This window comes from Colwellia sp. BRX8-5 (genome assembly GCF_014077325.1).
GTDB lineage: Bacteria > Pseudomonadota > Gammaproteobacteria > Enterobacterales > Alteromonadaceae > Colwellia_A.
The window spans coordinates 95,923-109,886 of sequence record NZ_JACGVR010000008.1 but is presented as its reverse complement, the minus strand read 5'-3'; the positions used below and the strand labels follow the sequence as shown (position 1 = coordinate 109,886).

Here is a 13,964-nt window from a genome sequence, read left to right as displayed (position 1 = left end):
AATTAGGTGTGTAAATAATCTTTTTCTAGACAAAGAAAAAGCGACATAAAAGTCGCTTTTTTCGTTACTAATTATAATGCTGCAAATCCATTTGCTAATTTTTAAATTTCCTAAATCATACGGAAATTATTTTTGGGTAATATCACTTTACTCAAACTTTATTACTATCCTTAATTAACATCCATTTCAGTACTAACTGTTCATTTAATTCCTTTAAATGACTCCGTATAAGCAGAGGTATTATCTCTGTGTTAAGTATCCCTTCTCAGCTAGTTTCATCCATAAATTTTCATTCATTATAAGCGTAGTAAATTAAGTTAACTTCAGCACTTGTTGTTGCATCCATTCATGTAAATCCATTTACCTTCCATTCCGTTGGAAATGTTAGTGTCCTTGCGGGTAAATCCTTTATCAACTGAATATTAACTTATACCACTTTCCATTTCGTACTTCCTATACGTGTTCAACAAATAGTATTTATCCCTTAAACTTATTTGTAGTGTTATCCATAACTTGTGTCGTCCTGACAAGATAAATATTAGCATTCATGTGTTTTGTCGCTAGCAAGGTAAACGAAATAAAATTAACGTTATTTTGTCTTTTTATCGAACAATTAAAATTTATTACTATTAAACATATAGTTACAAAGTGTTTCGTTTTACACTTACAAATTATTGTATGATCACTGACGTCATTGTGCGAAATGGCTTACACCAGAGGTGTGACTTTGTCGGAAGGTATCAAGATGATAAGTGATGGAATATGAAAATATCACTGAAAGTTAAAAGAAAATTGGTTACTCTTGCCAAAGTTTTCAGATCAAACAATATTTTTAGGAGTTTATGTGCTTTTGTTGAAGTCACTATTTTGTTTAACCGGTTCAGATAATCGTCGTCGATTCATCGCTATTCATATAAGTTGTTACTTGTTGTTTACCCTTACTAGCGCCATTTTTTCTTTTAACAACTTATTATCTTTTATGGCATTGTCTATTTTTGCAGGTATTTTTACTCTTTCAACAAAACGTCGTCTAAATGATGCCAACCTCAAGATAAGCTGGTTGCTGCCACCTACAGCCAGCTTTTTACTTGCTGGGTTAATTATCGTCATCAGTGATAACACCATAAGCTACTGGTTACTTTTACTCCCTTTAGCTATTTCTACATTCTTAATGACCTACAAAAGCCAAAAAATTAATCATATTCTTGGTTACGCTGGTGATGTCGATTTAACGGGCTATATAAAAAAAGGAAGTTCTCAACCTCAAAAACGTATAGAACCGACATTTAATCAGCACGAAGTAAAAGATTCATTGGCAAGCTCCTATCAAGATACCCCTGATACGTTGGCTCAACATGATAACAAAGCTAAAGACTCGCCTGTTTCCCCTGCTAATGATATTGGTGAAGCGATCAGGCTGAAGCTACTTAACAATAAACAGAAGGTATTAGTGTTAACAGTACTAATATTAATCATCATAATGGCAATAATTCTGCCATCGAGTATTACCTCAGTTGATGATGACGTTATAGCAGCAAACACTAATGAAACAACAGCCATAGAGCAATCAAAATTATCCCTGAGGCACGAAGTTACACTGCCTGATAACTTTTCTTTATTGGCATCATCTTTTGATGGTATTACTATAAAATGGCAGGGTGACAAATCTATTAGTGGTTTTTTATGGCAACAAATGACCGCACAAGGTGATAAAAGCTGTCAGGTTATCTCTTATGATAGTGGTGAAGTGATTAGAACATTGGACGTTAATCAAGAAAATAATGGTGACTATTTAGCGCGGTTTTCACCACTAGATACTAAAGTGATAATCAAGAATATTGCCATTAGAAGCAGCTTTACTTTATGTGGTTATACCTTTTCTCTTAAGGGTAGCCAAGCCATTTTAGGTAAGCACCCATATTATTCAACATTCCTTGAGAATTAAATTACTATATTTTAAGCAAAAAAATACGGCTCTAAGAGCCGTATTTCCTGAACTAGCTTATATGCATCCTGCATATTATATGTGTCCCGCTTCATCCATAAAGAACTGTCCGTAGTGTTTCCTAATAATCCTTTGCTTTCCATTCATCTTCCGTGATTGCAACTCGTCCTGAGTCACATCAATAGTGATATTTCATCCTTGGGCTTATTCCGTCAGCCGTTATTCCTTTAACCTAAATCCATTTAGTTCATTCGATGACTCCTGTCATCTGGCTTGTTCCTCTAGCCGTTATTCCTTTAACCTAAATCCGTTTAATTCCTTCGATGACTCCTGTCATCGGGCCTATTCCTTCAAGCGTCCTTTTAAGAGTACTCTACTCTATCGGTCTTCCTGACCTGCATCTTCCTGATGTGGTTAATATTACGTTAATTAAGATTTATTCGTACCCATAATAATATTTTATATTTAACGATATAAAAATGTAACAAGCATGTAAATATACAAAAACCAACATAATCAACAACTAAAGTATATAACACGTCTTTTTTTTTACATCTACTTACTCAATATCTTACATTAACGTAAGATATGTCTTACAAATATTTAATCAAAAATGCAATAGTCTGCAATAAATTGCGTGGTTCGTCACAAATAATAAGAAATGACTCACACGATGAGGAAATTTAACATTTAATTTACACCGGAGAAAATTTTGTAACCCGTCAACGATCCAATAAGGTCAGCAAAGATACGATAGCGGAAGTTAGCATTGGCTTCACTAACGACAAGAGAACCGACAACAGTGACCAAAAATGCTTTCAAAATTTATCGTTACTAAAGACTCCTCTGTGGCAAAAATGATCAAAAAAAATTATCATATAGAAACTACAATATTTAATGGCTATCCATGTACCACGAAAATCTACTAAATCTTTGCTTTGAGGCTTTATTACATCTTTACTTCACAGTTCAGTCAAATGATAGTTATACTTCTGCTACAGCTAGAAATGCGATACTAGTTAAGTTTTTAAAACCTAAATTGAAGTTAGCGGCTTATAAAGATCAAAAAAAGAATATTCAGCTCATGCTACGACTGGGACGTCAAAAAGATAAAAAATTAGAGCTAGAATTATTTGAGTTAAAAAAACTTACGTTCGATGTTTATAATGCTCCCGATTCTTAAGATCCCTGACTGGCATCTAAGCCACCATTGCCGTCAGTCACGAAGTTTCATGGCATGACTTCAAAGTGCGCCTTGTTGACATGGCCTAGTGGCTAATCTTTAGGTCAACTGATAGCAGTTAAGCAGATGGTCAGCGGTTGTTATCAAATTTCAATTTCAGCGAGATGCAGTTATATGAATAAATAAGTCGTGACTGACTTGTGGATCGCACTTACCAGTCATGCATTGCGTACTGTTTTTAGTATTTTAGCGGCCAGTGATCATCCAAGATAGTTAACTGGCTTTGATTTGATACTATTGAAATTGTAAATTGCTCCTTAAGTTCTTTTTTTTCGATATTTCCATCCAAATAAAAGTGTCAGGTTTCTTTACATTTTCTTATGTTTAATAAATATAGAACAAACCAACACATTGTATTTTATAGATAATTTAATGATGGCGTAATTCGTGCTGAATAAGCATAATAGACAGTAGTCTCTTCCTGTTTCCTAATTCTAGACACTTCCCGTGTTGAGTTTTTGCTGATATGAAGTCCTCACCTTAGGAATAAATTGTCCTTCTATGGGCATTTCAATTAACGTGATATGGAAACACCAAATGAAATTTAAGTTCCGAAACCAGATACTAGCCGTGTTTTACGCCATAACCATGTTTATTACGGGTGGCGCAAACGCTGGTTTGATTACAATAGACGCCGTTAAGCATAATATTGGGAGTGTTATAAGTTTTGACGAATTTGATGATACGTTAGGCACGTTAAGGAATGTTAAATTACATTATAGTCTTAGCATGTGGCTACGTATAGTGAATGATTGTTGCGATATAGCTGCCGACGAGTGGAACGCGGCCGTCGAAGTCAGTATTGATGACTTTATGACTTATGAAGCCTTGGGGGTTAAGACGTACGATGTTGCAACGTTTGATATTGTGGAAAGCGGCGGGTCGGTGGTGATGTATGAATTCACTATAAGCGATGTAATGGACATCGCGCCGGCCACAGGCGTTGTCGGGATTCAATGGATTTATGTGAGAATTTTCGGAAGCGGGGCTGACGCAATGTTTAGGGGGTTGAGCGGAGGGGACGCGTACTGTGAGGATGATTACCATTGTATAGGCGGCGGTTTTAGCAGTGTACGTTTAGAGTACCAATACGAGACATTTGCCACAACCACCCAGACCAATGTACCCGAGCCGTCAACACTTGCTATTTTTGCATTAGGAATGATGGGTTTAGTATCACGTCGGTTCAAGAAGTAATCTTAAATTTACTGATTCAATATCAAAATTAATTATCGACGACCCAATGCTTTGGTTTATATTAGCCAAGCCATGTAAGCCAGCGTTGTCACGTAATTTATAAAAGAATCACCAAGAAGCATCTTCCAATTAGGTAGGTGCTTTTTTGATCGCCAAGGATGGTGGAATGAGACAAACGCAGGTCCAGTTTTTGTGCGGCTCATAAAGGCGTGTAAATCTACGAATGTAGTTGTTTAATATTAATACTAACATCAGCTATACGCTTTAAAGCGTTCAGCATATGAGTTAAATATCTCCATTAATCAAGACCGCAGTGTGGAAAGGTTTTGTGTCCAGCGACGATACGCCACAGAGTCCTTTGAGCTTAAACCAGCCCCACAAGTGAGCAGAAAATTTTGGTTAATATTACCCTAAATATACTCCTGAATTTGCTAAGGCTTAATGTCCGCAATTGGCTGATAAGTGACCATTCAGTACATAGCTTAGGAGGTTTTTAAATTTCCTTATTTTTTGTGACGTTTTTTATAGTTTTCTCACGATTTTTGACGAAAATTTTTCAATCGATTTAACTCAATCTAGCTACAGCCAAGAAAATCCTGAACGAGAGTTCTAATTATTCATGAAGATCCATAATTGTGCAGATCCTCCCTCCTTAATCATACAGGGTAACGCAGACAAGGATGTAGCGATTGTTTAAGGGGGAATTACGTTTAGAGAAGGTCAATCCCCTGGAGTTGAATCTCAATATATAGAGTTTGAGGATACGAGTCACTCGCCGACCCTCGAACAGGATCAGCGCGGAGTATATGCGGTATTAAAGTCGTTTAAAAAGCATTTTTAATATGACTAATTAGCGTATGCCAAAAATATTAATGAGACGATTAAAAAGGTTATTTTTAATCGTGATGTCTAGCAATAAACATTTGCTACCCAAACTTTAATGATTTAGAGAGCGGTTGTTAGAACATGGGGTTTATATTTCATCCTTTAAATAATAAAGGCACAAAGCTATTTTGTTAACTATGCCCACCTATGATTAGTTAATAACTTCTCGCCACGAGATGACTCGATCATTTCCTCTAAAGACTCCAAAGGTGGCAACAGCAGTAGGATTATCATCATACTCACCATCATTGTCCCAATCATATTTCAACCAGTCATAGCTATCGTACAAGACGCCTATTTCCCCTTGTTTACCTGATCCCGGCGCTGTCAATTTAATATCCCGAGCTTTACCCGTCATAAACACACCCTGTCCTTCTGCACGAGTAAGTGCGGGGTCTAAACTAATATTGCTCAGGGAAATTTTATCTGCGTTATAAGTAACACAATTATTATCAGTGGTAGTAATAAAAGTTGTACCATCAAAATGTTCACTATTGATCAGTTGGTTAAGATTGGCAGTTTCAGGCCCAAAGCTATTGACTAATGATAATCTTCCAAAGCGAATTTCGACTCCCACCGGTGACGCATCAGCCGTCGTTATTACGTTAACATTGTCAGAATCGGTAATTGAAGCTATTGAAAAATCAATATCAGCGGTAAAGGGTGCCACCAGAGCGTTGGCAGAGCGGTCATAAAAAAAGTTATCACTATTTGATAGTTGATAGTGCAATACCCCTTTAGGGAGCGGATTATCTTCGGGTATTAATGTTGTTAAATCATTTTGACTCAAAATACCCGTATTCATATTAGCCGTTAACAATAGTTTAGTGCTATCAGCGCCTATCGCCACTTGGTCTAAAGTCGGCTCAGTGATACTAACCCCCGTATTGCTGAGCTTCATATAACTGTCGGTATAGTTCTGGGTAATTTGGCCCTGTTGATTGTAAGCCGTAATAGCCAGTGTTGGATTAGTTAAGTATGTTATTGCACCAATAGTGTTAGTCGCTTCGTCTTTTTGGCCGCTGTAGGCAAATGTTGTTCCTGAGTTACATGTCGCCAAAAAATAACCATCTTCTGCTATTGTTTGAATAAAGTGATCGGGGATAAAGCGACCGATATCAATTGCATCAGCTAAAACAGTAATATTAGCATTGCCATAATTACTGTCTTTTACCGCTAAGTTAAGCAAGCCTACTTCTGAATATTGTGCTTCACTATAAGTAGATACACCTGAAGAAAAATCACTAAGCGTTACATTTTCAAATTCAGGTTTTAGATAAGCCTTTAATAGACCTGTTGTTGCATAATTAAAATTACCATCTGCACTTACACCTACTGTTGGACCTGTCCTACTTAACTTAATTTGTATTTGCCCTGGCGAGTAGTTTGGCGTAATAACATCAAGACTATTGAATGCTTTTACACTTAACTCAAAATTTGCACCTGCTGGGTGTACTTTAGTTGCCGTTGACGTTGCGCCATTTATATCAGTTGTGCCCGCTTTAGCACTAACAATTAATTTAGCTGGACTTACCCAAAAGGTATTACTCGTTCCCAATACTGTTGATTCACCTAAGGTATAACTAGCATGCAAACGAATTTGACCTGCATCATGATAAATTGGCATGGGTATGACGGCAATACTATCACCCGTAAACTGTAACGTGGTAGGTGAAGTGTTTGGATGTTTGGCAATAATCCTATTGTTAGTGGTAAAGCTAAGACCGCTCGTCCCAACAGGATCGATATTTTCTTGCGATAAAGCTACGCTAACATCATCATTAAATAACCCCGTACACACTCCAAGAGTATCTTTTACAGCCTGCAACTTTAATGTATCGTCAAATACCGAACCTGATATTTGATTCGTTAATGTCAATCGATTATCGTCACCGTAGAGGAACCTAAAACCAACATTACTAAACGCCATATCACAAGAAGAGCCAACGCCATCATCACACACAAAGGGATTAGAAGAGGTAACTGAAGCGTTTGCTATTGAGAAGGTTAAGGTTTCAACGCTGGTATAACTAAAATCAATGCGAGCACTACCGTTAAAAGTAGGTGAACTGATGATATTGCCATCAGCAAGGAAATCTAATGACACTGATACGGCACTTAAACTTGAGCAGCTTTCATCAATACAGGCTTTAACGGTCACAGACTCTTCTGCACAAGTTAACCCTTGGCCATCATGTACGATTTCGTAGTGATGAACAACGGGTTCAGGACAAGTACGCGGACTACCGTTATAATTTTTTTCGCCGGTAAGTTGGTTGTTATAAATAGTACGCACATCATTTAAAGATAGCACTGAACCAAAAACCAGCAATTCGTCGAGTTGACCGTTAAAATTTACTCCATTGTTTTTAATGAGACCAATACTAGAGAAGGCTGTACTCACATCTCCAATTTCAGAGGTTACAGAATTGTCTAACTTTCCATCTACAAATACTTGCACTACTCCGGTTGAGCTGTCCCAAGTTAATACAACATGGTGCCAACTGCCGTTATTAATAGGTTGGTTTGAAACGGCGGAACGTCCATTACCTTTTTGTATTCGTATATGCCCAGAGGCATCTATATAGCCCCAAAAAATATCATTGCCACCACCGTTTTGCTCAACACCGGCAATACCAGGGGCATTCCAAGCAGTATTATTACCAACTTGAAGAGTATTTATCCAAAAGGAAAGACTTGCTGTCGTACTAAGGTATTCATCGATACCCGGTACCTCGACGTAATCGCCACTACCGTCAAAAGTACCCGCTCTACATACCTGTCCATCATTAATGGTCGTGCTATTACCAATGGCAGTACCATTAAGGCCGTTACTTAAATTATCAAGTACTTCACCACTGTTTCCGCCCCAGCTTAATTCATCAAAGTGATACTCAACTAACAGGTTTGTTTTTTCATAAACAACGATATTACTGAAAAAGCTATCAGCTCTTTGTCTTCTATCATCGTCATTTATAAAAAATAAATATTGAAAATTACCGGTATAAAATTCGCCTACAGGAATAGTAAAATGGGTTGTACCGTTACCGGTATAAGTAGCAAAATTAGAAATCCCCCAGTTTTGTGTGCCATGTACCCTAAAACTTTTATCTGAGCTGATGCCTAAATCGTTATCAAAACCTAAACCGTGTATCTCACCCTCAACAGTACTTTGAAAATCAAATTCTATAACCGTATCTACGGTAACCGTATAAGGAAAATCAATCTTTTGCCAACGATTACCATCCATGTAAAGCCCTAAACCAGCATCTCTTATCTCTACCGCTCCGGTTCTGTCTTGACTTGAACCGCCATAACTAGAAACACCATACTCACCGATCACGTCCTCGGTATATACAGATAATTTAATCGGTTTTGGTGTGTAATCAACAACTAATAACGGGCCGTTATTACGTTCCCCATCATATGATTCTGCAGTACGTTGGCAAGTCGGTAATATGCACCCCGAACCAGGTTCAACAATCAGTACTAGATTATTGTTAGCCAACCAACCGGCTCTATCAACAATCTCTTGAATGATACGGCTAAGATCAGGCGTTTGATGAAGGGCACTAATAGTATTCCAAGCTGATGGTGTCCAATTTACCGCTGCTGAGGTTTTAGCTCGGTTGTTGCTAATATTATTAGCAACACTGGAAAATTGATTAGCGCTGTCAGCATCTTCGCCAAATATAACTAGAGTAGTAGCACCACTGTCACGCTCATCAGTTTCGAAAACAATATAAGCTGAATTTATGGTTGCACCTTGAGGAATATTGACATTTTGAAAGCGCATACCAACAATTTGTAAACCGCCAACAAACTCATCAAAACCAAATTCAAGATCTGTACTATCCCGGTACATGTCGCCATCCGTGATACGTTCTTCTACGTCATCATTAGTCGAACTTATTCTAATTTGTTCAGTGACAGCCTGAGCGGGTAATGAGAATATTGATAAAGCCCAGAGAAGGCACGCGATTAAACAGCGAGAATTTTTATGATAAACATACATTTGAGACTATCCCCTAAAAAGCTATTTCCTCTACAAAACATCATAATTATAATATATAAAAAATCGTATGTATCTACTAGAAAAGTAAAAATAACTAGTCAAAGATCTAAGCTTATGCCCTTTTTTATAAGGTATAAAAAAAACACTAAAACAATAAAAACACCCTTCAAAAACAAAACTTACCTTACCACCAAATAAAAATGGATACTCACTTGTATCCATTTTTTTACTTATTCAAACAACCTATAGCTTACGACTGTTAATAAACCTGTTAAATAACGAGACCATAAAGATATTATTTATCTTTATGGTCATTAATATCTACCCATGAATTACCTCAAAGATATCTTTAAATGAGGTTTTAGTAATAATATCAATATGTAAATGTAATTTCCGCGCAATATCACTCGAAGATATAACACCTCTTATATGGTGATTACTCCTATCAACAACTAAACAATGGCGTAATCCATAATTTTTTAATGTTGAAACAACATCATTAACCTTAGCATTTTCAATATCTTTGTAATCAAGTGCGTGTAGCATAGACCTTGGTATCATCATATCTTTTACTAGTATTTCATCTCTAGCAATGCCCTTCGCAACTTCTGCTACGATACTTTGCTCTGACAACTCATTGGTACTCACTATACCTAAAAAATCATTGTTTGTTGACACAACTATTTTCATTTTTACATGTGCTTTGAGCATCAACTTTAAAGTATCAGCAGCATCAGTATCCCCTTCAATCACTAACGCCTTATGTTCTTTAAAATCAGTAAAGATATCTGTAGCTGGCGATGTTAAAGATATATTGTGAAAATCTTCTGGTGATATAATCTTATCTATTAAATCTAAATCAAATAACTGTAAACTGGTCATAATTACTACTCACTTTATTAAGAATCATCTTGTCTATAACAGAAAAACACATACTAAATAAATGATATTTTCCTGCTGCTTAATCAAGGTTTTAATCGTGTTACTCAGTTAATTAAACGCTTGATTAAAAGCATCTTTTGTATAATTACAAATCACTTTTATATTGATGTTTTTTCTGCCTAGTAAATGACATATGACAGCCGAACTTAGCATGACCTTTTCGACAACTATCAAGCTCAAAAGTAACGTGAACACAATGAATTAAATGTGTATGTATACTAAGGTTTTTACGATTTTATTAACGTAGGATTTTAATTTTGCGTCCTACGTTTAATAACAAAATATCGTTGATAGCATCTTAAATAAATCTCCACAAAAAATTGTCGAGATTAGGTCAAAAATCAATATTTAAATGGTCTAATTAAAAGCAATGAAATTTATACGATTTTTAAGGGAGGAGCTCTTGGGTGCAGGTATTGAAATTTGTCATTCAATAATATGATGTTTTTGTTTGTTGAGATTTTAAATAGATAGGTAACTTGGTTGATGCGATTATTTGTTTTATTGCTGATAAGCAATACATCAGGTTCTGCATCACATGCGATATCAGTGAAGACTTCAAGAGTGAATTGTTGAGCAATGTTCGAGTTTATTTCATCGCCAATACTATATCCTAACTCTCCATGGGAGCTGGTTATAACAAATAAAAGTATGGCGAAGATAAATTTACTCAAGCGGTTCTCAAAATAAATTACTATTAAATATATATTGAGTGACAAGTTTATTTTTTCAAGTCAGTAAATGTAATTTTTTATTTCTATGATTTTCAAGTTACTTTTTCACATGTAATTTCTCTTAAATGACACTTTAGATAGCGCTTATTTAGGCTATCTACTGGTTATATCTAACAGCATAATCTAAGTAAAAACTCAGCAAATCTTAAGTTAACTCTGCTATCTTCTACAAAGAGAAACTGTTTATTATAGGCTTACCTTGAAAATATTAATTATTGAAGATTCAACTTCATTAAGAAGAAGTCTAAAAATAGGGCTGTCAAACTTAGGTTTCACGGTAGATGATACTGGCGATGGCTCTGAAGGCCTGAGTATGGCTTTAGCTGGTGATTACTCGCTACTAATACTTGATTTGATGCTGCCATCTGTTGATGGCACTGCAATATTAAAAGCTATAAGAAAAGCCAATAAAGACCTAAGGGTACTGATACTATCAGCAAGAGATCTGACTGAGGATAAAATATCAGGCTTACTAAATGGCGCTGATGACTATTTAACAAAACCGTTTTCATTCGATGAACTCCATGTTCGTCTGCTTTGCTTAATGCGCAGAGGCAGCTTAAATATAAATGACAGCAAAATTAATATTGGCGTTTTTTCATTAGACATCCATTTAAAACAATTGCTATGCAATAGCATCGATGCCCATTTAACACCTAATGAATATAAGCTTGTTGAATGTTTATTTACCAATCAAGGTAAAGTCGTCTCTCCTGAAAAACTAAGTGACTATCTAGCCGGCCAGTACAATGCAGTAGCAAAAAATTCCATTGAAGCCCATCTATCAACTACCCGAAAAAAAGTAAGAGATATAGGTCATGATTTACCCATAAAAACCAAGCGTGGTTTCGGCTATTTTGTTGAGAAAAATTAATGACTTCTATTAAGAAAAAGTTAAGTCGATATATATCAATATCAATATCGATATTGTTAGTCTCGCTCTTTTTAATTACTGATATTAGTGTTGATAGTTGGATCAGCAGTCAGTTTGACCGCGCGATGATTAATAAAGCCGGTTTATTAGAAACCTTAGTAAGCGAGCATCCTGACAAAGTAGATTTTGATTTTGCTGATGAGTTTATGCCTGAGTTTTCAGGGGCTAACGATCCTGAATATTTTCAATTATGGCGAGATGACAAGGTATTTGAGCGCTCTGAAACACTTAAGCTTTTTGAAAATAACGACTTACCCAAGTTAGACGTTACACTACACAAATCATCAATAACAAATATAACGCTACCCGATGGGCGTTCTGGCCGGATGTATTTCACAAAATTCATCCCTCAAATCGACAGTGATGTGAGAGAAGAATACGGAATAACAAAAGCGTTCTTTGCAAAAACTCAAAAGCCAATGGAGTTGGCCTATGCAACGAGTAACGAGGGCTTAAATCAAATTCTTTGGTTTGTTGATATTATTTTTATATTGACCTCGATTTTCGCGGTTATCGCGGTAAGGATTATCGTTTTTAATGTTGTTGAGCGAGGGTTAAAACCGCTCGATGAGTTAAATATCAAACTGAAACAGATTAATTTAAATTCTGAAATTAGCACCATATCAACTAGCCAACTCCCCGAAGAACTTATCGCAATAGCAAACGGAATTAACCATTTTATCAGCGAGAATAAAATTCTTTATTCCAGAGAAAAAAGAATTACCTCTGATATTGCACATGAGTTAAAAACGCCAATCACCGAGTTACTTAATTTAAGTGAAGTTGCAATAAAATTCCCTCATGAAGAGCAGTTAGCCGCAAGCTTTAAGACGGATGTACTTGCGATCACACAGCGATTAAGAAATATCGTCAATGGGATACTTTTATTGCAAAAAAGTACTTATCAAGCTGAATTAGAGAAACAACAAGTAAATGTTGAGCTGTTACTCAAGACAATCATGGTCTCTGAAAATAAGCAGTGCAGAAATATTACCCTTAGCTTTAGTAAGCAATGTGGTTATATTCAGACCAATGAATTTGCTTTCACTACTGTGCTAACTAATCTGATTAATAATGCGATCTACTATAGCCCAGAAACAACTCCGGTGATTATTGCCGTAAGGCCAGAAAAAAATACCAATAAAATACGGCTGGATATTTCAAACGTCAGCAGTTTTGAATATTCAGAACAAGACTTAACGATGTTTTTTGAACCTTTGTGGCAAAAAGATTCATCAAGAACATCCGAAGAAAGGTACGGGCTAGGTTTAGCAATTGTTAAATCTTACTGTGAGAGAATAGGGGCTATTTTAGACGTAGCAATAGCACCTGACCAACGTATTACTTTTACTATTATAATATGATCTACGGTATTATTTTATCTAGCCTATGACTAAGCTTGTGGCGTTATGAAAAATAACGACCATCAGTACCACTCAATTGCATTTATGTTTACCGCTTTAAAATTAAATATTTGCGATAAAGCTACGATAATTCGTAAACGTCAAGGCAGTTACCAGGCAACTAAGCTGCCGTTAATATTTTGTCAAACATTGATGATATAAAACTTTTAACTTTAACGATGCCCCCATAACGATCATAAGTAGATATAATAGCTATTTCCCTTTATCAATTTTATTTGTTAATGTGCCAGTGCGTTAAATCAGTATCGATGTGGGGACGACCTCACCGCTCTATTTTTTCAGGGGACGACCCCTAAATTTAATAGAGTGTCTCTATGTATTGGTTCATCTTATTTCTCGCAGGAATTTTAGAAGCTGGCTGGTTAGTTGGTATTCAAAAATCAGAATCTTTTACAAATATCCCATATGTAATATTCGCTGTTCTTTCAATGACGCTTAGCTTAGTGTTGTTCTCAATAGCATTAAAAGACATTCCTGTTAGCCAAGCATACCTCGTTTGGTTAGCTATAGGTGCGTCATCAATTTCAATCATAAACCATTACTTTTTTGATCAACCACTTTCAATTCAACAATTGTTTTTCTTTTGTTTGATCTTTGTTGGTGTGGTTGGTCTAAAAATATCTAATTAATACAAAAATTAAACTT

8 protein-coding genes are annotated in these 13,964 nt (G+C 36.0%); 6 read left to right on the top strand and 2 right to left on the bottom strand.

Going from position 1 to position 13,964, the window contains the following annotated elements; translation table 11 throughout:
* The first annotated feature begins 850 nt into the window (after window positions 1–850).
* The 3 genes from H4J62_RS08115 to H4J62_RS20385 all read left to right on the top strand — a co-directional run bounded on the left by H4J62_RS08115 (window position 851) and on the right by H4J62_RS20385 (window position 4,385).
* Window positions 851–1,945, top strand: coding sequence for a hypothetical protein (locus tag H4J62_RS08115; protein ID WP_182217722.1), 1,095 nt, complete (start codon window positions 851–853; stop codon window positions 1,943–1,945).
* A gap of 907 nt (window positions 1,946–2,852) precedes the next feature.
* Complete coding sequence (locus H4J62_RS08110; protein ID WP_182217724.1) at window positions 2,853–3,128, top strand: DUF2913 family protein; 276 nt, start codon at window positions 2,853–2,855, stop codon at window positions 3,126–3,128.
* Window positions 3,129–3,725: 597 nt separating this feature from the next.
* Window positions 3,726–4,385 carry a PEP-CTERM sorting domain-containing protein gene (locus H4J62_RS20385; protein ID WP_259364994.1) on the top strand — a complete coding sequence of 220 codons (660 nt, stop codon included), beginning with the start codon at window positions 3,726–3,728 and terminating at the stop codon, window positions 4,383–4,385.
* Between the two features lie 1,036 nt (window positions 4,386–5,421).
* Here H4J62_RS20385 and H4J62_RS08100 read toward each other — a convergent pair.
* On the bottom strand, window positions 5,422–9,285 hold the full coding sequence (locus H4J62_RS08100; protein ID WP_182230864.1) for a LamG domain-containing protein: 3,864 nt from the start codon (window positions 9,283–9,285) through the stop codon (window positions 5,422–5,424).
* 321 nt (window positions 9,286–9,606) lie between these two features.
* Window positions 9,607–10,167: a CBS domain-containing protein gene (locus H4J62_RS08095; RefSeq protein ID WP_182218548.1), complete on the bottom strand. Its 561-nt coding sequence runs from the start codon at window positions 10,165–10,167 to the stop codon at window positions 9,607–9,609.
* A gap of 993 nt (window positions 10,168–11,160) precedes the next feature.
* On the opposite strand from H4J62_RS08095, the gene H4J62_RS08090 reads away from it, so the two are divergent.
* The 3 genes from H4J62_RS08090 (at window position 11,161) to H4J62_RS08080 (ending at window position 13,948) form a co-directional block, all read left to right on the top strand.
* The gene (locus H4J62_RS08090; RefSeq protein WP_182218550.1) at window positions 11,161–11,835 is read left to right on the top strand and encodes a response regulator transcription factor; all 675 of its coding nucleotides are present in this window, start codon (window positions 11,161–11,163) and stop codon (window positions 11,833–11,835) included.
* On the top strand, window positions 11,835–13,259 hold the full coding sequence (locus H4J62_RS08085) for a HAMP domain-containing sensor histidine kinase (RefSeq protein WP_182218552.1): 1,425 nt from the start codon (window positions 11,835–11,837) through the stop codon (window positions 13,257–13,259). Before H4J62_RS08090 ends, H4J62_RS08085 begins: the two co-directional genes overlap by 1 nt.
* 374 nt (window positions 13,260–13,633) lie before the next feature.
* A complete protein-coding gene (locus H4J62_RS08080; protein WP_182218554.1) occupies window positions 13,634–13,948 on the top strand; it encodes a multidrug efflux SMR transporter in 315 nt (104 codons plus the stop codon).
* The last annotated feature ends 16 nt before the right edge of the window (window positions 13,949–13,964 follow it).